Source organism: Pseudoduganella aquatica, from assembly GCF_020865585.1.
In the GTDB taxonomy this organism is placed as follows: domain Bacteria; phylum Pseudomonadota; class Gammaproteobacteria; order Burkholderiales; family Burkholderiaceae_D; genus Rugamonas; species Rugamonas aquatica_A.
In genome coordinates this window covers 1,575,775-1,598,371 of sequence record NZ_CP086370.1, presented here as the reverse complement: position 1 = coordinate 1,598,371, position 22,597 = coordinate 1,575,775, and the positions used below count along the sequence as shown (strand labels likewise).

General features: G+C 64.9%; 19 protein-coding genes and 1 other RNA gene. 12 read left to right on the top strand and 8 right to left on the bottom strand.

Annotated features, from left to right (window positions below; translation table 11 throughout):
* Together mraZ and KT882_RS30755 are read right to left on the bottom strand one after the other, a co-directional pair.
* Window positions 1-429, bottom strand: a complete 429-nt coding sequence (gene mraZ, locus KT882_RS07030) for a division/cell wall cluster transcriptional repressor MraZ (protein ID WP_161071579.1) — start codon at window positions 427-429, stop codon at window positions 1-3.
* Between the two features lie 637 nt (window positions 430-1,066).
* Window positions 1,067-2,719: a methyl-accepting chemotaxis protein gene (locus KT882_RS30755; protein WP_321170332.1), complete on the bottom strand. Its 1,653-nt coding sequence runs from the start codon at window positions 2,717-2,719 to the stop codon at window positions 1,067-1,069.
* Between the two features lie 229 nt (window positions 2,720-2,948).
* Here KT882_RS30755 and KT882_RS07015 point away from each other — a divergent pair, with 229 nt between their 5' ends.
* Window positions 2,949-3,866 carry an AEC family transporter gene (locus KT882_RS07015; RefSeq protein ID WP_161071582.1) on the top strand — a complete coding sequence of 306 codons (918 nt, stop codon included), beginning with the start codon at window positions 2,949-2,951 and terminating at the stop codon, window positions 3,864-3,866.
* Between the two features lie 181 nt (window positions 3,867-4,047).
* On the opposite strand, the gene KT882_RS07010 is transcribed toward KT882_RS07015, so the two are convergent.
* From KT882_RS07010 to rnpB, 3 genes are all read right to left on the bottom strand, one after another.
* Complete coding sequence (locus tag KT882_RS07010; RefSeq protein ID WP_228895076.1) at window positions 4,048-4,326, bottom strand: acylphosphatase; 279 nt, start codon at window positions 4,324-4,326, stop codon at window positions 4,048-4,050.
* Window positions 4,326-5,831 (bottom strand): glycerol kinase GlpK, encoded by a 1,506-nt coding sequence (glpK, locus tag KT882_RS07005; RefSeq protein ID WP_228895074.1) that lies wholly within the window; start codon window positions 5,829-5,831, stop codon window positions 4,326-4,328. The genes KT882_RS07010 and glpK overlap by 1 nt, the downstream gene beginning before the upstream one ends.
* Before the next feature lie 29 nt (window positions 5,832-5,860).
* Window positions 5,861-6,200, bottom strand: an RNA gene (gene rnpB / locus KT882_RS07000) — RNase P RNA component class A.
* Between the two features lie 187 nt (window positions 6,201-6,387).
* Here rnpB and KT882_RS06995 point away from each other — a divergent pair.
* Window positions 6,388-8,097: a thiamine pyrophosphate-binding protein gene (locus tag KT882_RS06995; protein WP_228895072.1), complete on the top strand. Its 1,710-nt coding sequence runs from the start codon at window positions 6,388-6,390 to the stop codon at window positions 8,095-8,097.
* Window positions 8,098-8,160: 63 nt separating this feature from the next.
* On the opposite strand, the gene KT882_RS06990 is transcribed toward KT882_RS06995, so the two are convergent.
* On the bottom strand, window positions 8,161-8,712 hold the full coding sequence (locus KT882_RS06990; protein ID WP_161071586.1) for a hypothetical protein: 552 nt from the start codon (window positions 8,710-8,712) through the stop codon (window positions 8,161-8,163).
* 80 nt (window positions 8,713-8,792) lie between these two features.
* Window positions 8,793-9,869 carry a porin gene (locus KT882_RS06985; protein ID WP_161071587.1) on the bottom strand — a complete coding sequence of 359 codons (1,077 nt, stop codon included), beginning with the start codon at window positions 9,867-9,869 and terminating at the stop codon, window positions 8,793-8,795.
* 781 nt (window positions 9,870-10,650) lie between these two features.
* Between KT882_RS06985 and KT882_RS06980 the strand changes: the two genes are divergently transcribed.
* The 10 genes from KT882_RS06980 to KT882_RS06935 all read left to right on the top strand — a co-directional run bounded on the left by KT882_RS06980 (window position 10,651) and on the right by KT882_RS06935 (window position 21,776).
* Complete coding sequence (locus KT882_RS06980; RefSeq protein WP_228895070.1) at window positions 10,651-11,592, top strand: MerR family transcriptional regulator; 942 nt, start codon at window positions 10,651-10,653, stop codon at window positions 11,590-11,592.
* 107 nt (window positions 11,593-11,699) lie between these two features.
* A complete protein-coding gene (gene ftsY / locus KT882_RS06975) occupies window positions 11,700-12,743 on the top strand; it encodes a signal recognition particle-docking protein FtsY (protein WP_161071589.1) in 1,044 nt (347 codons plus the stop codon).
* A gap of 22 nt (window positions 12,744-12,765) precedes the next feature.
* A complete protein-coding gene (locus tag KT882_RS06970) occupies window positions 12,766-13,449 on the top strand; it encodes a cell division ATP-binding protein FtsE (protein ID WP_161071590.1) in 684 nt (227 codons plus the stop codon).
* Complete coding sequence (gene ftsX / locus KT882_RS06965) at window positions 13,446-14,360, top strand: permease-like cell division protein FtsX (protein WP_161071591.1); 915 nt, start codon at window positions 13,446-13,448, stop codon at window positions 14,358-14,360. Before KT882_RS06970 ends, ftsX begins: the two co-directional genes overlap by 4 nt.
* A gap of 313 nt (window positions 14,361-14,673) precedes the next feature.
* Complete coding sequence (gene rpoH / locus KT882_RS06960) at window positions 14,674-15,573, top strand: RNA polymerase sigma factor RpoH (protein WP_161071734.1); 900 nt, start codon at window positions 14,674-14,676, stop codon at window positions 15,571-15,573.
* 150 nt (window positions 15,574-15,723) lie between these two features.
* Entirely contained in the window at window positions 15,724-16,167 is a 444-nt protein-coding gene (locus KT882_RS06955) for a hypothetical protein (protein WP_187358641.1), read from the top strand.
* Window positions 16,168-16,209: 42 nt separating this feature from the next.
* The gene (ggt, locus tag KT882_RS06950; protein ID WP_228895068.1) at window positions 16,210-17,964 is read left to right on the top strand and encodes a gamma-glutamyltransferase; all 1,755 of its coding nucleotides are present in this window, start codon (window positions 16,210-16,212) and stop codon (window positions 17,962-17,964) included.
* A gap of 61 nt (window positions 17,965-18,025) precedes the next feature.
* Entirely contained in the window at window positions 18,026-18,703 is a 678-nt protein-coding gene (lepB, locus tag KT882_RS06945; RefSeq protein WP_161071593.1) for a signal peptidase I, read from the top strand.
* Window positions 18,700-19,434: an ABC transporter ATP-binding protein gene (locus tag KT882_RS06940; protein ID WP_228895066.1), complete on the top strand. Its 735-nt coding sequence runs from the start codon at window positions 18,700-18,702 to the stop codon at window positions 19,432-19,434. The genes lepB and KT882_RS06940 overlap by 4 nt, the downstream gene beginning before the upstream one ends.
* On the top strand, window positions 19,431-21,776 hold the full coding sequence (locus KT882_RS06935; protein WP_228895064.1) for a CPBP family intramembrane glutamic endopeptidase: 2,346 nt from the start codon (window positions 19,431-19,433) through the stop codon (window positions 21,774-21,776). Before KT882_RS06940 ends, KT882_RS06935 begins: the two co-directional genes overlap by 4 nt.
* A 7-nt stretch (window positions 21,777-21,783) precedes the next feature.
* Here the strand turns inward: KT882_RS06935 and KT882_RS06930 are convergent, their stop codons facing one another.
* Window positions 21,784-22,590 carry an NAD-dependent epimerase/dehydratase family protein gene (locus tag KT882_RS06930; protein ID WP_161071596.1) on the bottom strand — a complete coding sequence of 269 codons (807 nt, stop codon included), beginning with the start codon at window positions 22,588-22,590 and terminating at the stop codon, window positions 21,784-21,786.
* Window positions 22,591-22,597 lie beyond the last annotated feature (7 nt).

The window sequence follows — 22,597 nt, the reverse complement described above, 5'->3', positions numbered from 1 at the left end:
TTAGAAAGAAAAATCGGAAAGCGCGTCGGGCATGCCGACGTCGATGGTTTGCTGCTCGTTTTCGGCACGGCGGGCCGGATCCCAGATCTCGAAATGGGTCAGCATGCCGGACAGCACGACCTCGCGGCCCAGGCCGACGGCGTCGCGCAGCTCGGGCGCCACCAGGATGCGGCCGGCCGAGTCCATTTCCACGTCGCTGGCGTTGCCCAGCAGAATGCGCTGCCAGCCGCGGGCCGACATCGGCCAGGCGGCGATCTGGTCGCGCTTGGCTTCCCACACGTGGCGCGGGTACATCAGCAGGCAGCCGTCCGGGTGCTTGGTAAGCGTGAGGCGTCCTTCGCACTGGATAGCCAGTGCGTCGCGATGCTTGGCCGGGATGGACATCCTGCCTTTCGCATCGAGAGTGATCGCGGAAGCGCCTTGAAACACGTATTACCTTTTAAGTAGTGGGGCTGAAAAAGAGGGCGGAAAATCCCACAAAACTACACTTTTTCACACAGTTGCCCACTTTAGAGGATGGAAAGATAGTGGTCAAGCGCTTTCCAATTGGAAAAACATGGATTTTATTAATGAAATTAAGGACTTAGCGTCGTTCCTTGATGCAAGCTCAAGTAAAAATGTGTCGTGAAATTAGAGACTTACATCCGATACTGAAAGTGCTATCTCATCAATGTTCCGCTGCTTGGGTCTAGTCTCAGGGTGAAAAAGATGTCAAGAAAAAATTGAAAAATAACCATAAGGTTGCCAGTAGACAACAGAGCCGTAGCAATTCGACAACAGCAGCGGGCGGCGCCAAGCAAGCTTGGCAAGGGCGGACAGGAGGGTGATTTTCTGTGGGATTTGGCACTCTGCCGCGCTTTGCGCGCGATCAGGCAGGACGAAGAATCTTGGGATCAAACCAGTGCTGAACTTTTCCTTCTGACTGCCATTGCGATAACTTGTATAGACAATTTTAAGCCCGGCGGTGCGGGCTGGACCTCTCGATATTATACGCAAAGGCACGCGCAAGGCGCGCCTGTTTGCACCCCGGAGAGGGGTGCATTACAGCAGCGGAGGACGCCCGGCCTCAGGCGGCGCGCCGCAGCGCCGGCGCCTGGACCGGCACAGCGATGGCGGAACGGCGCGGCGCGGTACGCGGCGCGACGGAGCGCGCGGAACCGGCGCTTTCCAGCGTGAAGATGCTGACCAGGGCATCCAGGCCGCCCGCCTGGGTACGCATGCTTTGCGAGGCGGCAGTCGCCTCCTCGACCAGCGCCGCGTTCTGCTGGGTAACTGCATCCATCTCGGCGATGGCGCGGTTCACCTGCTCGATGCCGGCGCTCTGCTGCTGCCCGGCCACGGTGATTTCGCCCATGATGGCCGTCACCCGGCGCACGCTCTGCACCACCTCATTCATGGTTTCGCCGGCCTGGCTGACCAGCATGCTTCCCGCCTCCACCTGGTTCACCGAGTCGCCGATCAGGGTCTTGATCTCCTTGGCGGCGGCAGCCGAGCGCTGCGCCAGGCTGCGTACTTCCGTCGCCACCACGGCAAAGCCACGGCCCTGCTCGCCCGCGCGGGCCGCTTCCACGGCCGCGTTCAGGGCCAGGATATTGGTCTGGAAGGCAATCCCGTCGATAACGCCGATAATGTCCACGATCTTGCGGGCCGAGGCATTGATGCTGCCCATGGTCTCCACCACCTGCCCCACCACGGCGCCGCCTTTTTCAGCGATGCCGGACGCGTCCAACGCCAGCTGGTTGGCCTGGCGCGCGCTGGCCGAATTGTGCTTCACGGCCGTGGTCAGCTCCTCCATCGCGGCGGCGGTCTCCTCCAGCGAACTGGCTTGCTGCTCGGTGCGGGCCGACAGGTCCAGGTTGCCGGCCACGATCTGGTCCGAGGCGCTGGCGATGGTGTCGGTGGCCACGCGCACCTGGCCGACGATATTGGCCAGGCTTTCGCGCATGCTGCCCATGGCCAGCAGCAGGCTGCCGCCGTCGCCGGGCGCGGTATGCACCTCGACCGACAGTTCGCCGGCGGCGATGCGGCCGGCGATCTCGGCCGCGTACTCCGGCTCGCCGCCCAGGCGGCGCGTCAGCCAGCGGGTGATCAGGGCGGCGCCCAGCGCGCCCAGGGCCACACTCGCGGCCAGCAGCGAAATAATCCATACGCGCGCCGAGGCATAGACGTCGGCGCCGTGGCGGGCGGCGTCCACGCCGCCTTCGCCGTACAGGTCCACCAGCTTGTCGACCTGGGCGCGCAGCGCCACGATCAGCTTGTTCGACTCGCCCCGTATCAAGGCCTTGGCGGCGGCGTCGTCATTGGCGCGGGCGGCGGCGCGTATCTTCACATCCTCGGCCATGTAGCGTTCCCACATGGCGACGAAGCCGGCATACAGCGCCTTCTCCTCCGGCGTGGCCAGCAGTTCGACATAGGCCGCCTGCATCTTGCCCAGCTCCACCAGGTCGGCCGCGATCACCTTGTCGTACTTGTCCATGTCGGCCTGCTCGGTCGAAATAATGTACTGGAACTCGCGGGTGCGCACGCGGGCGATCTGGGACTTGATGTCCTGCACCGCGCGCATGCTGGGCATCCAGCGCGAAGACAGCTCGCCGGCCGTGGCGTTGACCTGGGCCAGCTTGAGGATGGAAAACACGCCTACGCCCACCGTCAGCGCCAACACGGCGGCGAACGCCAGGCCCAGCTTGGTGGACAACTTGAGTCTTTTCAACCAATTCATATCATACCTTTTACATAACATTTTTTTCCAGAAGGAAACATGTTACTGCATAGCAAAATTTCCTGCTTATGTTGCGATGCAACATCGTAATATTTCACAATTGGCAAGCTACGTATATTCCACAGTTGGCAAATTCGTGAAATCCAGAATTCCAAATTGCTGCAATGCAGCAACCGGCAGAACAAACCGGCGCCGCCACGCCCTGACCGCCGCCGGTGTATGCTTCTGCATGCTTGCTTCCATCCTTCCCGTTTTCCTCATCATCCTGCTGGGCGTGGCCATCCGCCATTACGAATGGCTGCCCGAGGCCTTTTTCCCCTCGGTGGAAAAGTTCTCCTACAACATCGCCTTCCCCGCCCTGCTGTTCGCCGGCACGGCCCGCCTGAGCTTCGGCGGCGGCCAGGTGGGCGAACTGGCGCTGGCCACCCTGCTGCCGACCTTTATCATCATCGCGGTCGCGCTTGTGGCCATGCCCTTCGCGCGCGGCTTGCCGGACGCCAGTCGCTCCTCCGTGCTGCAGGGCGCCATGCGGCCCAACACCTATTTCGGGCTGGCCGTGTCCTCGCTGTTCTTCGACGCCAAGACCGCCGCGCTGGTGATGCTGGCGCTCGCGCTATGCCTGCCGGTGGTGAATATGCTGTCTATCGTCGCGCTGTCGTGGTGGAGCGGCAGCAAGACCGACTACGCCAAGGTGGCGCAGACGCTGGCGCGCAATCCCATCATCCTGTCCACGCTGAGCGGCATGCTGGTGAGTTTGTCCGGCGTGGCCCTGCCGCTGGCCTTGATGAACACGCTCGACATCCTCGGCAAGGCGGCGCTGTGCCTGGGCCTGGTCTGCGTGGGCAGCGGCCTGGTGTTTTCGCTGCAAGGCTTGCGGCCCGTGGCGCTGGGCTGGACCTCGGCGCTGAAACTGCTGCTGATGCCGCTGGTGGCGGCCAAAGTGTGCCTGCTGTTCGGCATAGGCGGGCCGGTGGCGCTGGCAGCGGTCTTCTTTTGCGCCCTGCCCACCGCGCCCAACGCCTACATCATGGCCCGGCAACTGGGCGGCGACGCCCGCCTGATGGCGGCGCTGATCACCCTGCAAACCCTGCTGGCGGCCGCCACCGTCCCGCTCAGCAAGAACTTCCTGCCGCTGCTGGGCGCATAGGGGCAGCAGCGGCAGGCGTGGCGCTTCAGGCGCGCACGCGCTCGAGCAATTCCGCCGTTGTCAGGATTTCGCTGGCATAGGTCGGGCCGTTGGACTCGTGCGCCGCGCGCACCCGGCACCGCGCGAGCGCGTATTAATCCTTGTAAATGTTCGCTTGGCGCCCAAGCCTAAGCTGGGGGGCTTATTGCGTCGGCAGAATCTTGAACTCGCGGCCGGGGGATGGCGGGGCTTCCAAATCGGTCACGGCGACCTGGTGCACGCGGGCGGCGGGCGGGCCGCGTTTGGACCATTCGATGATGGCCTCGACTGCCTGCGCATCGCCATCGACGGCGGCCTCGACGGAGCCGTCGCGGCGGTTGCGTACCCAGCCGGAGAGGCCCAGGGACTGCGCCTCGTCCGCGAAGGAGGCGCGGTAGCCGACGCCTTGCACGCGGCCTTCGATCAGCAGCTGTTTCGCCATCAGAGCGGCGCCTCCCAGCCCTTGGCGCGCTCGACGGCGCGGGACCAGCGGTCCAGCAGCGCGGCGCGCTGATCGGCGCCCATGGCGGGCTCGAAACGGCGCTCGCACTGCCATTGCGCGGCGATTTCTTCCTTCGATTCCCAGAAGCCGACCGCCAGCCCGGCCAGGTAGGCGGCGCCCAGCGCGGTGGTTTCCGTGACCTTGGGCCGCAGCACCGGCACGCCCAGCAGGTCGGCCTGGAACTGCATCAGCAGGTCGTTGCGGGCGGCGCCGCCGTCGGCCCGCACTTCGGTCACGGGGATGGCGCGGTGCGAGGCGGCCACGTCCTTCTGCATGGCGGCCAGCAGCTCGGCGCTCTGGTAGGCGATCGATTCGACCGCCGCGCGGGCGATGTGCGCGGCGGTGGTGCCGCGCGTCATGCCGGCCAGCGTGCCGCGCGCGTAAGGGTCCCAGTGCGGCGCGCCCAGGCCGGTGAAGGCCGGCACCAGCAGCACGCCGCCGCTGTCGGGCACGCTGCCGGCCAGCGCCTCGACGTCGCTCGATTGCTTGATGATCCCCAGGCCGTCGCGCAGCCATTGCACGGTGGCGCCGCCCATGAAGACGCTGCCTTCGAGCAGGTAGTCGGTGCGCCCGTCCACGCGCCAGCCCACGGTGGAGAGCAGGCGGTTGTGCGACACGGCGGCGTGCTGCCCCGCATGCATCAGCATGAAGCAGCCGGTGCCGTAAGTGTTCTTGACCATGCCCGGCGCGTGGCAGGCCTGGCCGAAGGTGGCGGCCTGCTGGTCGCCCGCTATGCCGGCCACCGGGATCTCGCCGCCGAACAGGGCCGCGCGCGTCACGCCAACCTCCTCGCTGGAGGACACCACCTGCGGCAGCATCTGCTCGGGAATGTCGAACAGCGCCAGCAGGTCGGCGTCCCAGCGCATCAGGTGGATATTGAACAGCATGGTGCGGGCGGCGTTGCTGACGTCGGTGACGTGCACGCCGCACAGCTTCCACGCCAGCCAGGTGTCGATGGTGCCGAAGGCCAGCGCGCCGTGGCGCGCCCGCTCGCGCGCGCCGGGAACGTGGTCCAGCAGCCATTTGATCTTGGTGGCGGAAAAATAGGCGTCCAGCTCCAGGCCGGTGCACTCGGCGATCAGCCTGGCCTTGCCGGCGGCGCGCAGCTGGTCGCAGATGTCGGCGGTGCGGCGGTCCTGCCAGACGATGGCGGGCGCGATCGGCTCGCCGGTCTTGCGGTCCCACACCACGGTGGTCTCGCGCTGGTTGGCGATGCCGATGGCCAGCACCTGCTGCGCATCGACATGGTGGTCGTGCAGCACCTTGCGGGCCACGGTGAGCTGGCTGTTCCAGATTTCGTTGGGATCGTGCTCGACCCAGCCGGGCTGGGGATAATGCTGCGGGAATTCCAGCGCCGCGCTGCCGTGGATTTGCCCCTGCTGGTCGAACAGGATGGCGCGCGAACTGGTGGTGCCCTGGTCAAGGGCCAGGATGTATTTCTTCATCGGCTAGTCCCCTAGCACTGCAGATTGTTAGTTGAAGCAAGCCGGTAGGCCGGATTTTGTTACGGCGCTCGCCCTTGCGGGTCCGCGCTATGACAGCCATTCCTCTAGGCGCTGGATTACTCCAGCGCTCAAGCTTTCTACCCGCACGCTCCGCGAGCAGCATCATCGCGTGCCTATTTGAAATTGCACCAGGTGGAGGTTACCGCGTTTCACCGTAACTTAATACGCTCGTCTCTGTGGCCCTATTCCTCGCCTTATACCTTGCGGCTTTCGACGGACGGCCGTTAACCGTCACCCCGCTCTATGGAGTCCGGACCTTCCTCCCGCCTTTGCATTGCTGCATCGGCCAGCGGCTGTCTGGCTTGCTTCGGGGCGTATTGTAACACGCCGCCCCCACCCGCCAAAAAGGGGTCAGGGTTGATTTTCCCGTATGAGAATATCAACCCGGAAAATCAACCCTGACCCCTTTTTGGAAATTTGATGTCGCCATTTCAAAAGCCGCAGGCGGTGGCTGGCCGTAGAATGCCGCATCACTTTCCCGCATAAAGGTCAGACCATGACGCATCCCTCCCGCACCGGTGGCCAGATATTGGTGGACGCCCTGAAGATCCACGGCGTGGACACCGCCTTCGGCGTGCCCGGCGAAAGCTATCTCGACGTGCTCGACGCACTGCACGAGTCCGGCATCCGCTTCATCATCAACCGCCAGGAGGGCGGCGCGGCATTCATGGCCGAGGCCTACGGCAAGATGACCGGCCAGCCCGGCATCTGCTTCGTCACGCGCGGCCCGGGCGCGACCAACGCCTCCATCGGCGTGCACACGGCCTTCCAGGACTCCACGCCGATGATTTTGTTCATCGGCCAGGTGGGCAGCGACTTCATGGACCGCGAGGCCTTCCAGGAAATCGACTACCGCCGCATGTACGGCCAGATGGCGAAATGGGTCGCGCAAATCGACCGCGCCGACCGCATCCCCGAATACATGGCGCGCGCCTTCCAGGTGGCCACCAGCGGCCGCCCCGGCCCCGTGGTGCTGGCCTTGCCGGAAGATATGCTGACCAATCTGGCCGCCGTGGCCGATACCGGCCGCTACCAGCCGACCCAGGGCGCGCCGTCGCAGCCGCAAATGGCCCAACTGCGCGCCATGCTGGCCGGCGCCAAGCGCCCGCTGGTGCTGCTGGGCGGCGGCGGCTGGAACGCGCAAGCCTGCGCAGACGTGCAGCGCTTCGCCGAGGCCAACGCGCTGCCGGTGGCCTGCGCCTTCCGCTTCCAGGATCTGCTCGACAACAACCATCCGCACTACGCGGGCGACGTGGGCATAGGCATCAACCCCAAGCTGGCCGCGCGCGTGAAGAATGCGGACGTGCTGATCGCCATCGGCCCGCGCCTGGGCGAGATGACCACCAGCGGCTACGAGCTGCTGTCCTCGCCGGTGCCGCGGCAGCGCCTGGTGCATATCCACGCCAGCCCGGAGGAACTGGGCAGCGTCTACCAGGCTGAACTGATGATCGCCAGCGGCATGCCGCAAGTGGCGGCCATGCTGGCGGAGATGGCGCCGGTGGACCCGGCCGCATGGCAGGGCAGCGTGGCCGAGGCGCGCGCCGAGTACGCGGCCTTCCAGCAGCAGCCTCCCATTTTCCAGGACGGCAAGGCGCCGCTGAACCTGTGGCAGCTGGTGCAGGACATGGACGCGCTGACCCCGGCCGATACCATCATCACCAACGGCGCCGGCAACTACGCCACTTGGGCGCACCGCTTCCATCGCTACGGCGGCATGCGCACCCAGCTGGCGCCCACCAGCGGCGCCATGGGCTACAGCGTGCCGGCCGGCGTGGCGGCCAAGATTATCGATCCGTCGCGCACCGTGATCACCTTTGCCGGCGACGGCGAATACATGATGAACGGCCAAGAGCTGGCCACGGCGGTGCAGTACCGCGCAGGTGTCATCATTATCGTGTTCAATAACAGCATGTTCGGCACCATCCGCATGCACCAGGAGAAGAACTATCCGGGCCGCGTGTCGGGCACGGAACTGCATAATCCGGACTTCGCGGCGCTGGCGCATGCCTATGGCGCGCATGGCGAGGTGGTGACGGAAACGGCGCAGTTCGCGCCCGCGCTGCAGCGCGCGCTGGACCATACGCGCGGCAAGAGCTTGCCGGCGGTGATCGAGCTGCGCTACGACGGCAACCTGATTACGCCGGGCGCCACGCTGGAGACCATACGCAAGAACGCGGAAGCGGCGTTGTCCGCTAAAACGGCTTAAACCGGCTCTGCGGCGGCGCGCGCTGCGGCGGGTTACGCGTTCCGCTAACCCGCCCTACCCGCCCTACGCCTGCTGGGGCTGCGGCGCGGCCTGCTTGACGGGGGCCTCGTGCGGCATCTTGGGCGTGGCGGGCGTCTCTTCTTCCGGCTCCAGCGGGGCCGGCTTGGGCGCGGGGCACGGTTTGCAGGCCGGCGCCGCGCGCCCGAAATCCTTCACCTTCTTTAAACGCGACGGCACGTCCGGCTGGCCGCAATAGCCGCCATCGAGCACCAGCGTGTCGCCATTGTCGGCGAACTTGCCGCTAATGGTGCGCTCCTCCTCGTCCACCTGCACGCTGAAATACATCTGCTTGCCGCGCGGGTCGAGGTTGACGTCGTGCGCCACCAGCGGCCAGCTCAGGCCGCCGGCGGTGAATTCATAGATCACCGTGTCCACTTCGGCAAAGCGCTGCAGGCTGATGCGCTGGCCGCCGAACTCGCCTGTTTCAGCATGCACGCACAAGTCCGAATACACGGCCATGCCGTAGCGGGGAAAGCCTTGCTGCGCCTTGGGCGCGGCGATCGCGGCACTGGCCGCCAGCAGGGAGAAACACGCGAGTTGATGGGCAATTTTCATGGCAGCAATTCTAGCACTGGAATAAAAAAACGGCGGCCCGCAGGCCGCCGTTCTCAGCATGTAACTCCGCTTACACGGAATTAGAAGGTGTGCTTGATGCCCACGTTGAATGCTTTGTCGCCCGAACCGGCTTCAGCGTTGTTACCAACGGTGTAGCTGGCGCCGCGCTTGTTCTTGATCTTGGCGTAAGCAACATAGGTGCTGGTACGCTTCGACAGGGCGTAGGAGTAGCCTACTGCCAGCTGGTTCGCATCGCGGTTGGCCACTTCGTTGTCATCCTTGTGGATGTACGAAGCGATCAGGGTGCCTGCGCCGCCGATAGGAGCGGTTGCGCCGATCAGCATGGTGTCGCTGTCTTTCGACGCGGCCACGGCGGTTGCGGTGAAGGCGGTTGGGTTAGGGATAGGCGACGAGCTTGGGCCTTTGTCGCTGCTGTACGCGAAGTAGCCTTTTACAACGTTGAAGTCGTAGTTGGCGGCGAACAGGGTGTTGTGCGCGTATTCGTTGTTCACCACTGGCGCGCCAGCTGCGGCAACGTCGTTGTTGCGGTTGTTGTAAGCCAGACGGGCGTTCAGCGGACCGTTGGTGTACGCCAGGGAGATGCCCAGTTGACGGCCAGCGTCGGCTTTCGACTGTTCGCCCACGCCGTATTGCGCTTCAACGTTGAAACCGTTGTAGGTTGGGGTCTTGTAGTTGACCGAGTTCGAGATACGCACGCTGGCGCCCGAAGCGGAGAACAGGTTCTTGGCGGAACCAGCCAGGCCAGCCTGGAACGGGTCGGCAACTTGCACCAGGGCGTTGTACATTGGGGTGTACTGGCGGCCCAGGGTCAGCGAACCGGCTTCTTTCGAAACCAGGCCAACGTAGGATTGACGCTGGAACAGGCCGGATGCGTCGCCCACGCCGGTGTCGGCTGCGAAGCCCGATTCCAGCAGGAACACTGCGGACAGGCCGCCACCCAGATCTTCGGTACCGCGGAAGCCGATACGGGAAGTGTTGGCAACACCACTGCTTACCTTCGTTACGTTACCTGCTTTGCCGCCACGCTCGGAGACCAGGCCGGCATCAACGATACCGTAGATGGTGACGTTCGATTGGGCAAAAGCAGCACTGCTCATTGCGCCCAGAACTGCGATGGAGATCAGAGTTTTTTTCATTACGAGTTTCCTTCAGTTTGTGTTGCAAAAATGGTAAAGCTGGAACTACGGCTCAATTCTTGTGCTTGTCTGCACCTGATGTTCAGGCGCCACACTTTATTTATGTTGTGACAGCAATCCCCGATTGCCACGCTGCGTATTCGGATAAGAAACGCGTCACTAATATAGGCTGCCGCTTGCTGTCGCCGGCTTCGTCACAGAGCGATACGCTCTGGAGGCGGCACTATACTGGCCGTTTGCTAATCCAGCAAGTGTTATGAATCGTCCAGTGCGCCCGGTGGCGTTACTTGCAAGCTGAACCAAACAGCATCATTTATACAGTAATCAGCGCCGTCCTGCATGGACTTGTTAGTTATAAGTAATTTCCACAATAGAATAGTCGGCGCCGCGCCGGCGGTCTCCCCGCCTCACACAGGCCTTGACTGCCCCGCCAAAAAGCCTATCGTTATATTAACGAGTTCGCCTCCCTCCGCCTTCCCATCCGCCTGCATATACAACACTCGCCAATCTTTTTTTTACAAAAATAAAGACTTTATTGTCCAATACAAAAGCTCGTCTAGGCACGGAATCGCGCCCTGAGTTCCTGCTTGTCCGCCTGTGTCGTGGACAAGCTTGGCTATCAGGCGGTTTGCCGGAAAAGCGCACGTCCGTACTGGACACTTTCTCTAACGAAACGATTGTAGAATGCAGTTCGCAAGCGGTTAAGCATCCGCCCGCACAGAAAGCGCGGCCACCCCGAACCAGTGGCCGCATAGGCACAATGAACACTGAGACTTCCTTTTTGACAGTTCCCAGCACCATCAGCGACGTTGAGCGCGACACCGGCGTGGCCAAAGAGACGTTGCGCGTCTGGGAACGGCGCTACGACTTCCCACAGCCGCTGCGCGATCCGTTTGGCGAGCGCGTCTACCCGACCGAGCAGGTGGTCAAGCTGCGCCTGGTGAAAAGGCTGATCGACCTGGGCTTCCGCCCCGGCAAGGTGATCCAGTACAGCCCCGAAGAACTGCAGGCGCTGGCCGAAAAGGCCGCCGAGGGCAACAAGACGCGCAGCCGCGCCCACCACCCGGAAATGCAGATCTATCTGGACTTGTGCAAATCGCACCAGATGGACGCGCTGCGCCGCAAGCTGTCGCAGGCGCTGCTGGTGATGGGCCTGAAGAGCTTCGTCATCGACCTGGTCACCCCGCTGACGGCCATGGTGGGCGACGCCTGGGCCTCGGGCCGCTTCGCCGTGTTTGAAGAACACCTGTTCGCAGAATCGCTGCAGATGGTGATGCGCAGCGCCATTTTCTCTGTACCGCAGGGCAACGCCAACAACAGCTCGGCGCCGCGCCCGCGCATCCTGCTCACCACGCTGCCACAGGAGCGCCACGGCCTGGGCCTGCTGATGGCCGAGGCGCTGTTCGCCGCCGAAGGCGCGCACGGCATTTCACTCGGCCTGCAGACCCCGGTGCCGGACCTGGCCGACGCCGCCCGCAGCCTGGGCGTGGACATCGTGGCGCTGTCGCTGTCGGCGTCCATGAATCCGCGCCAGGCGCTGGACGGCCTGAAAGAGCTGCGCGCGCGCCTGCCGGAGACGGTGGAAATCTGGGCCGGCGGCAACTGCTCGGCGCTGCGCAAGCGCCCGCCCGCCTTTGTGCGCGTGTTCCAGCTGCACGAAATCGGCGGCGGCATCGCCGACTGGCGCGTGCGGGTGCGCACCCAGGCCATGCCGCTGGGCTGATCGCCCGGCCGCGCTGCGGCTGGCGGCCGGCGCTCTGGTAGAATACTGGCAGTATTTCCCCGTCCGGCGCCGCCGGACCTTCGCTTGAAGCCCTCTACCGCACACCAATGTTCAGCTTCTTCAAGAAAAAACCTGTCCAGCCTGAGACTGCCTCCACCCTGCCCCCGGCAGCCGCCCCCGCCATTGCGCCCGCCGCCGCACCGACGCCGGACATGCCGCTGGCCGCGCCCAGCACCTCCGGCGCGGAACAAGACAAGCCCAACTGGATGGCCCGCCTCAAGGCCGGCCTGTCGAAAACCTCCGCCAACCTGTCCGTGCTGTTCGTCGGCGCCAAGATCGACGACGAGCTGTACGACGAGCTGGAAGCGGCGCTGCTGATGGCCGACGCCGGCATCGACGCCACCCAGTTCCTGCTCGACGCCCTCAAGCGCAAGGTCAAGGAAGACAAGCTGCTGGACGCGGCCGCCGTCAAGGCCGCCCTGAAAACCCTGATGATAGAGCTGCTGGCGCCGCTGCAAAAGCCGTTCGAGCTGGGCCGCCACCAGCCTCTGGTAATGATGATTTCCGGCGTCAACGGCGCCGGCAAGACCACCACCATCGGCAAGCTGGCCAAGCACATGCAGAGCCACGGCCAGTCCGTGCTGCTGGCCGCCGGCGACACCTTCCGCGCCGCAGCGCGCGAGCAGCTGATGGTCTGGGGCCAGCGCAACAACGTCACCGTCATTTCGCAGGAGTCCGGCGACCCGGCCGCCGTGTCCTACGACGCGGTGCAGTCGGCCAAGGCCAAGGGCATCGACATCGTCATGATAGACACGGCCGGCCGCCTGCCGACCCAGCTGCACCTGATGGAAGAGCTGAAAAAGGTCAAGCGCGTGCTGGGCAAAGGCCTGGAAGGCGCGCCGCACGAGACCCTGCTGGTTATCGACGGCAACACCGGCCAGAACGCGCTGGCGCAAGTGAAGGCCTTCGACGACGCGCTGCAACTGTCCGGCCTCATCATTACCAAGCTGGACGGCACGGCCAAGGGCGGCGTCATTGCCGCCATCGCCCGGGTGCGCCCGGTGCCGGTGTACTTCATCGGCATCGGCGAGCGCATCGAGGACTTGCAGCCCTTCAACGCCACGGAATTTGTCGAAGCCCTGCTGGGCTAAACGAAAAGGACAGCCCACGCCCATGATCGAATTCCAGCACGTTAGCAAACAATACTCGGCCGACGCCACCGCGCTGCGCGACGTGTCGTTCACGGTCAACAAGGGCGAGCTGGTGTTTCTGGCCGGCCCGTCCGGAGCCGGCAAGTCCACCCTGCTGAAGATGATCGCCGCCATGGAGCGCCCCAGTTCGGGACGCGTCATCGTCAACGGCCAGGACATCGGCAAGCTCAAGGCGGCCGGCGTGCCCTTTTTGCGCCGCAACCTGGGCCTGATCTTCCAGGAGCAGCGCCTGCTGGCCGACCGCTCCATTCTGGCCAATGTGATGATGCCGCTGATGGTCACCGGCCAGCCGCGCGCGCAGGCCGAGCAGCGCGCCCGCGCCGCGCTCGACAAAGTGGGCCTGGGCGAGCGCGCCAACGCCGCGCCGCTGGCCCTGTCCGGCGGCGAGCAGCAGCGCGTGTCGATCGCGCGCGCCATCGTCAACCGCCCGCAAATCATCCTGGCCGACGAGCCCACCGCCAACCTGGACCGCGCCAGCGCCGACCGCGTGCTCGACGCCCTGCGCGCCTTCCACTCGGTGGGCGTGACCTGTTTGATCTCCACCCACGACGACCACGTGCTGGCCGGCGCGGCGCGCGTGATCCACCTGAAACAAGGCCAGCTGCAAAACAACAGCGACGCGCCGCAAGCGGAGGTGGCCGCATGATCAGCTGGTTCCGTCAACACGGCTTCGCGCTGGGCGCCGCCCTGGTGCACCTGCGCAAGGCGCCCGGCAGTTTCCTGTTCAACATCCTGGTGGTGGCCATCGCCCTGGCGCTGCCCTTCATGGGCCTGACTCTGCTGGACAATGTGCGGCCGCTGTCCGAACAAATGTCGGTCGATCCCGAAATCAGCCTGTTCATGAAGCAGGACGTGGCGCGCGAGCAGTCCGCCGCCCTGGCCACGCCGCTGCGCGAGCTGATGAAGGACGCCAAAATCATCTTCGTGCCGCGCGAAAAAGCGCTGGACCAGCTGAAAGGCAAGAGCGGCCTGTCCGACGTGCTGGCCACGCTGGGCGAAAACCCGCTGCCCGACAGCTACATCATCAAGCTGGACGCCTTCCGCAGCGCCGCCGCCGGCCTGGACGTGGACACCCTGGCCGAGCAGATGCGCACCCTGCCCGGCGTGGACACGGTGCAGATCGACTCGGCCTGGGTCAAGCGCCTGGCCGCGCTGATCGGCGTGCTCAAGCTGGCCCTGCTGCTGCTGGCCGCCACCTTGGGCACGGTGGTGGTGGCGGTTGTGTTTAACACCATACGGCTGCAGGTGCTGACCCAGCGCGAGGAGATCCTGGTGTCCAAGTTGATCGGCGCGACCGACACCTTTATCCACCGCCCCTTTTACTACACCGGCGCGCTGCTGGGCCTGTGCGCGGGCGGCGCGGCGCTGGGCGCGGTGGCGCTGGCGCTGCAGCCGCTGAACAAGGCTATTGCCGAGTTCGCCCGCCTGTACGCCTCCGAATTCCAGCTCGCACCGCTCGAACCGCTGCCCATGGCCGGCCTGCTGGCCGTATCGGCAGCGCTGGGACTGGCCGGCGCCGTGCTGTCGGTGCAGCGCCATCTGGCCCGGCTGAACTGACAGCCGGCGTGCGTTCCCGCACAGTCCCCGCCCCCGCCCCCCACTACCCTGTATTAATTGACGATACGCAAACACCGTGCAGTTTGCCGTGCGTTTGCCAAAAGCCATCGAATAGAATCAGCCCATAGCATTACCGCTATCAGGGGCATAGCAACTGGCGATTGGCACTCTCCGATCGAGAGTGCTAATATATGTCCAACTGATGTCTGAACTCATGCACACAAGCAACATTAAGCTGAGTTTAAGAAGTGTCACGCAAGATGCAAGAATCCGAAACATTCCATGTTCGACGAGCGAGGAAACAAAAATGACTATGATGACCGCACCTGCCGCATTGGTACCAAGCAATAAAAATGCACTGGCATTGGGACTGGGATTCACTGGCAACCTGGGCAACCTGGACGCCTACATTTCTGCGGTCAACCGCCTGCCTATGCTCACGCCTGAAGACGAAAAGCGTCTCGGCCGCAACCTCAAAGAAAACAACGACCTGGGCGCCGCGCAGGAGCTGGTGCTGTCGCACCTGCGCCTGGTGGTGTCGATCGCGCGCGGCTATCTGGGCTACGGCCTGCCGCACGCCGACCTGATCCAGGAAGGCAATATCGGCCTGATGAAAGCCGTCAAGCGCTTCGACGCCGACCAGGGCGTGCGCCTGGTGTCGTATGCCATGCACTGGATCAAGGCCGAAATCCACGAATACATCCTGAAGAACTGGCGCCTGGTCAAAGTGGCCACCACCAAGGCCCAGCGCAAGCTGTTCTTCAACCTGCGCAGCCACAAGACCGGCCTGGACGCCATGTCGCCGGCCCAGATCGACAACCTGGCCAAGCTGCTGGACGTGAAGCGCGAAGAAGTGATCGAAATGGAAACGCGTTTGAGCGGCCGCGACATCGCCCTCGAATCGCCGACCGACGACGAAGACGACAAGTTCGCGCCCATCGCCTATCTGTCCTCCGAGCAGAGCGAGCCGACCCGTGTGCTGGAAGCCGAGCAAGTCACGCGCCTTCACTCCGAAGGCCTGGAAACCGCGCTGGGCAAGCTGGACGCCCGTTCGCGCCGCATCGTCGAAGCCCGCTGGCTGGCCAATGACGACGGCTCCGGCGCCACGCTGCACACGCTGGCCGCCGAGTTCGGCGTCTCCGCCGAGCGCATCCGCCAGATCGAAGCGGCCGCGCTGAAAAAAATGAAAGGCGCGCTCGCCGCCTACATGTAACGCTGCAGCAGCGCAAAGCGCAAAGAAGGGGGCAGGGTTAATTAAATTGGAAACAATTTAATTAACCCTGACCCCTTTTTGCTTTACAGCAAGCGTGCGCCGCACTGGATGTGTTTTAGCTAATATTTCCCTCTATAACGGAGAATAAATATGCAGCTCAGAATCATCAGCCTGCTGGCTTGCTTTGCCGGTTTTGGCATCGTCGGCGCTTGCAGCGTGGTGGCGCAGAATGGCGGAGGCTCGCCAACGCCTGCGCCCACGCCGCCGCGCAAGAGCGCCACCTATACACTGACCGCCGGCCAGACCGTGGCGCTGACGCCGGCTGCCACGTTGAAGCTGGAACGCATCAACGACAGCCGCTGCAAAACCGGCGCGGTGTGCGTGTGGGAGGGCTATATCAGCTACAGCTTTGTGCTAACCAGCAACGGCAACAGCAGCAACTTCGTGCTGTCGGAAAAAATGCCGAACGCCAGCAATAGCGCCACGCAGCAGGGCTTGCGCTTCACGCTGCAAGGGCTGGATCCGCCGGACCCGCCTGCGTTAAATGCTCCTGCGCCAACTTATCGGGTAAGCTTGCGGGTGGAAATTCCTTAGCCACCGCGCCACGCCGGCGCGCTTTGCCCGATAAGAGAGCCCATGACTTCGCCACATCGCCGCGCCCTTCCCTCCCTGCTGGTTTCCTCCATCATCATCACCATCGCCGCCGCGCCGGCTGCCTGGGCCAAGAGCCCGGTGGCCACCGGCACCGGCGGCGCGGCCGCCACCATCAGCGTGCAGGCCACGCAGTCGGCCATGACCATCCTGAACCAGGGCGGCAACGCGGTCGATGCGGCCGTGGCGGCGGCGGCCACGCTGGGCGTGACCGATCCCTTCAGCTGCGGCATAGGCGGCGGCGGTTTCATGATGATTTACCTGGCCAAGGACAAGCGCGTGATCACCATCGACCACCGCGAAATGGCGCCGGCCAATTTCAAGCCCACCATCTTCCAGCAGGACGGCAAGGAGCTGGACTTCGAGCAGACCGTGGCCAGCGGCATGTCGGTGGGCGTGCCGGGCACGGTGCGCGGCTGGCACGAGGCGCTGGAGCGCTACGGCTCCATGCCGCTGAAGAAGGTGCTGCAACCGGCCATTAAAGTAGCGGCGGACGGCTTCAAGGTGAACGCCAATTTCTCGCGTCTGGTGGCGTCCAACGAGGCCAAGTTCCAGCTGTTCCCGGCCACGGCCAAGCTGTACCTGAAGGACGGCAAGGCGCTGCCGGAAGGCAGCCTGCTGCGCAACCCGGACTTGGCCAAGGCTTACCGCGAACTGGCGGCGGGCGGCATCAAGGTGTTCTATGAAGGCAAGATGGCGCGCGCCATCGTCGATACGGTCAACAACCCGGGCGGCAAGGTGCGCGCGGGCGCCATGACCATGGCCGACCTGGCCAACTACGAGGCGCGCATCCGCCAGCCGCTGCGCTCCACCTACCGCGGCTACGATATCTACGGCATGCCCCTGCCCAGCAGCGGCGGCGTGGCGGTGGCCGAGGCGCTCAACATCCTGGAAGGCTACGACCTCAAGTCCATGCCGCGCGACAAGGTGGAGCATCTGTACCTGGAAGCCAGCCGCCTGGCCTTCGCCGACCGCAACGCCTACCTGGCCGATCCCGAATACCTGGAAGCGCCGGTGCAGGGCCTGATGAGCAAGGACTACGCCGCGCGCCGCCGCGAGCTGATCAACCCGATGCGCGCCGCCGCGCACGCGGACGCGGGCGATCCCTATCCCTTCCAGAACGACCAGAGCGTGCCGCTGCGCCCGGCCCAGTCCAAGCTGCTGGCCGAGGGCGCGCACACCACCCACCTGACCGTGTCGGACAAGGACGGCAACATCGTCTCCTACACCTTCACCATTGAATCCTGGGGCGGCAGCGGCATCACCGTGCCCGGCTACGGTTTCCTGCTCAACAACGAAATGACGGACTTCGATTTCAGCGGCCCGCATCCCAACGTGCCGGAAGCGGGCAAGCGTCCGCGCAGCAGCATGTCGCCCACGCTGGCCTTCAAGAACGGCAAGCCGGCGTTTTCGGTCGGCAGCCCGGGCGGCTCCACCATCATCACCACGGTGCTGCAAACCATCGTCAACCACATCGACCTGGGCATGAGCATGAGCCAGGCGGTGGACGCGCCGCGCCTGTCCGAACGCAACAATACCGCCACCAATATCGAGCCCGGCTACGCCGCCAGCGACGCCGCCAAGGCGCTGGAGAAATACGGCCAGCGCTGGAGCCCCGCGCAGGAGGAAATCGGCGCGGCCAACGCGCTGCTGTTCAATGCCGACGGCACGGTCACGGCGGTCAGCGAAGGCTGGCGCCACGGCGTGGGCAGCGCGCAAGTGCAGAAGCTGGGGCACTAAGCATGGTTTAAGAATCGCATCGGATGATGCGATGTCAACTTAACCACTCCGGAGAACCAAGATGAAAAGCTGGCTGCGCGCGAACAAGGGCTTCATCGCCTTCCTGATGCTGTTTGGCCTGTTCCGCACCGCCGTGGCGGACTGGAACCCCATTCCTTCCGCATCCATGCATCCCAACCTGCTCGAGGGCGACGTGGTGTTCGTGAACCGCCTCGCCTTCGACCTGAAAGTGCCGCTGACCGACGTGGTGGTGGCGCACTTGGGCGAGCCGCAGCGCGGCGACATCGTCACCTTCTCCTCGCCGCTGGACAAGACCCGCCTGATCAAGCGCGTGATCGCCCTGCCCGGCGACACCGTCGCCATGCAGAAGGACCAGCTCATCATCAACGGCCAGCCGGCCGGCTACAGCATGCCCGCCGACGCCGTCGAGGCGATCGAGCACGTCGGCAAGCTGCAGGCGCTGCAGCTGACCGAGAAATCCGGCGGCAGCGAACGCCGCATCCAGCTGCTGCCCCAAGTGACGAGCAGCCGGCGCGATTTCGCCCCGCTCACCATCCCCGCCGGCAGCTACCTGATGCTGGGCGATAACCGCAACAACAGCATGGACTCGCGCTACATCGGCCTGGTGCCGCGCGAGATGCTGATCGGCCGCGCCGTGCGCGTGCTGGTGTCGGCCGACATCGTCGGCAACTGGATGCCGCGCACCGAACGCTTCGGCATGGCGCTAGGCGGGCAATGATAGCGTTCCAGGGACTGTCGAAATCCTACGGCGGCTTTGACGCCGTCAAGCCGCTGTCGCTGACGGTGCCGCGCGGCGAGGTGTTCGGCTTCCTGGGGCCGAACGGCGCCGGCAAGACCACCACCATCCGCATGCTGATGGGCATCCTGGTGCCCAGCGCGGGACGGGTGCTGGTGAACGGCCTCGATTGCCACGCCGACGCGGCCGAGGTCAAGCGCCACGTGGGCTACTTGCCCGACACGCCGATTTTTTACGACTATCTGCGCGGGCGCGAAATCCTGCAGTTCGTGGCCGAAATGCACGGCTACTCGCGCTCGGAAGCGGCGGCGCGCGCGCACCGCCTGCTGCGCGAACTGGCGCTGGAGGACGTGACCGAGGAGTTCGCGGTGAACTACTCGCTGGGCATGAAAAAGAAGCTCGGCCTGGCCTGCGCGCTGGTGCATGATCCAAAAGTGCTGGTGCTCGACGAACCGATCAACGGCCTGGACCCGCGCGCCGCGCGCGACGTGCAGGAGCGCCTGATGGCGGCCGCCGCGCAAGGCACCACCATCTTTGTGTCGACCCACTTGCTGGATATGGCGGAGCGCATGTGCAGCCGGGTGGGCATTATCCATCGCGGCGCGCTGGTGGCCAGCGGCACGGTCGACGAGCTGCGCAGCGCGGCCTGCGCCGACGGCTCGCTGGAAGAAGTCTTCCTGAAGATCACCGACGAAGCCGGCGAGCGCGCATGAACGGGCGTTCGTCCGCCGGCGCCATCTGGCTGTTGGCGCGCCTGCGCCTGCTGCGCTTATTGAACATGACGGCCGCCGTCCAGTTCAGCGGTGGCAAGCGCAACGCCGAGGGCAAGAGCCGCGCCGCCTCGCGCGGCAAGAAAAGCAGCCGCTGGCTGCTGGGCCTTATCGTCGGTGCGGCCATGCTGTTCGCCTTTACCACCATGATGCGCACCTCCGTGCTCAATCTGCACTGCAAGTTCGACAGCACGCAGCGCTGCGTGAAGCTGGCCGCCACGCACTCGGCCGAACGCATGCACGAAATGGCCAGCGCCCATCTGCACGCCAATCACTTCAGTCCAGCGCTGGCCGCCGCCGCCACGCTGATGCTGCTGCTCATGTGGCTGGTGAGCTTTCTGCTGCCGCTGGCCAGCAAGGAAATGGCGCAGGCGGACTGGGACCTGGAGTGGCTAGTGACGCTGCCCGTCGAACGCGGCACGCTGCTGTGGGCGCGGGTTCTGGAACGCAGCATCGCCAACCCCACCGGCATCCTGGCGCTCTGGCCGCTGTGCATGGTGCTGGCCTGGTATGGCAATCATGGCGGGTGGGCGCCGCTGCTGGGCGCCGCCGCCGCGTTCGCGCTGCTGATGCTGGCGGCGCTGATGCGCACCCTGGCCGATACCGGATTGCGGCTCTCGCTGCCCGCGTCGCAATTGCGCAACCTGCAGGCGCTGGCGTCGGTGCTCAGCATGCCGCTGATGTATGTCGGGATCTCTTATTCGACGTGGTCCAACAATTCCTTCACGCTGGATTGGGCGCGCAGCTTTCCGGCATGGACCTTGTGGACGCCGCCCGGCCTGGCGGTGCAGGCGCTGACCGCCGCCACCACAACGGCAGCGCTGCAAGCCGCCGCGCTGCTGTGCGCGCAAGTGGGCGCGCTGCTGCTGGCCGGCATGGCGGTGCTGCGCCACCAGTTGCGCGGCGGCGTGCTCGCCAGCGGCGCGCGCGAGGCGGCCAGGCGCGGCAAGAGCGCAGCGGCGGCGACGGCAAGCCCGCAGCGCTGGCGAATCGGCACCGTGCTGCAGCGGCGCGAGCTGATGCTGCTCGGGCGCGACCGCAACTTCCTGGTCCAGAGCCTGCTGATTCCTGTCGTGCTGATCGTCAGCCAGCTGCTGGTAAGCGGCCGCTTCTCCAGCATCACGCTGCTGGGCCAGAACCAGCAGATGATGGCCGCCATCGCCTTCGGCATCGGCAGCTACGTGCTGCTGCTGTCAGCCTTCCAGTCCCTCAACACCGAGGGCAACGCGCTGTGGATGCTGTACACCTTCCCGCGCCCCATCAGCGCGCTGCTGAAGGAAAAGGCCCAGCTGTGGGGCGTGCTGGCCATGCTGTATCCGCTGCTGGTCTTCGCCATCGGCCTGGCTTACACGCCCAGCTTCAACTGGCCCCTGCTGGGCTACATCGCCATCGTGCTGGCCGGGATCCCCATCTACGCCCTGATCGCCGTCTCGCTGGGCGTATTCGCCAGCGACCCGCAAGCGCAGGAAACCCAGGCCCGCGTGCGGCCCGCCTACGCCTATCTCTACATGCTGCTGTGCGGCCTCTACACCTACGCCCTGTATGCCGGCGACTGGCTGCAGGCGCTGGCCATCATCATCCTGACCGCCGCGCTTGCGCTCGCGCTGTGGCAAAAAGCGCAGGACACGCTGCCCTTCCTGCTGGACCCCGGCGCCGCGCCGCCGGCCCGTGTCGCCTTGTCGGACGGCCTGATCGCCGCCATGCTGTTCTTCGTGCTGCAGCACCTCGTGGCCATGCTGATGGGCGGCGCGCCCGGCAGGCTGTCCACCGCCACATTCGCCTTCGCCATCGCGGGCGGCACGGTGTACGCGCTGGTGCGCTACCTGTACTGGCGCCACAAGACCGCCGGCATCCCGGTGATCTTCATCCGCCAGTCCGGCGCATGGGCGGGTACGGTGCATGCGCTGCCCGCCGCGCTGGCCGCGTGCGCCTTCGGCGCCTTGTATATGTGGCTGCTGCGCGACACGCCGTGGTGGCCGAGGCAGCGGCCGCACGGCCTGCACCTGGTGCTGCTGCTGACAGTACTGGCCGCACCGCTGTTCGAGGAGTTTATTTTCAGGGGCTTGATCTTCGGCGGCCTGCGGCGCCTGGGCGGCGCCCTGCCCGCTGCGGCGGCCAGCGCGGCGCTGTTCGCCATCGTGCATCCGGCCGTATCGATGGCGCCGGTGTTCGTGCTGGGGGTGTGTACTGCCTGGGCCTATGAACGCAGCAAGTCGCTGCTGGCCCCGATGCTGGTGCACGCCACCTACAACGCCATGGTGGTCGGCGTGCAGGTGGCGCTGTAGTGCGGACTTAGATGTACTGCGGGCCGTCGTTGACGAAGCCGCCGCCCTGGTAGGTGGTGGCTGCGTCGTCCTTGTCCGGATACACGCCGGTGTCCGGGAACAGGTGCTTGAACTGCTCCGAGCTGTCCTTGGGCTTGAAGCCGATGAAGGCGGCCTTGCTGTTGTCCCACCACACGGCTTCGTTGTTCGACTGGCCGTACAGGATGGCGTGGCCGACGCGCGGCGCCATCAGCGAGCAGCGCAGCGCTTCCACCAGGTCGTCGTAGCTCAGCCAGGTGCGCATCATGCGCGGGTTCTTCGGTTCCGGGAAGGACGAACCGATGCGCAGGCATACGGTTTCAATGCCGGTGCGGTCGAAGTAGTAGCGCGCCAGCTGTTCGCCGAACACCTTGCTGATGCCGTACATGCTGTCCGGGCGGGTCGGGCTGTCCGCGTCCAGCACCTCGGTCACCTTGTGGAAGCCGATGGCATGGTTGGAGCTGGCGAAAATGATGCGGCGGGTGCCTGCCTTGTGCGCGCCTTCGTACAGGTTGTACGTGCCCTGGATGTTGGCCGCCATGATGGCTTCGAAATTGCTCTCGGTGGAGATGCCGCCGAAATGCAGCACCGCGTCCACGCCTTCGAGCAGCTTCAGCACGGCAGGCTTGTCGGACAGGTCGCAGCGCACGATTTCCTCGCCTTCGCGCGCCTCGCCCATGTCGCCGATGTCGCTCAGGCGCACCACGTCCGCCCACGGCTTGATGCGGTCGCGCAGAATCTTGCCCAGTCCGCCTGCTGCGCCGGTCAGCAGGATGCGTTTAAATGGTTTGCTCATGTAAGGT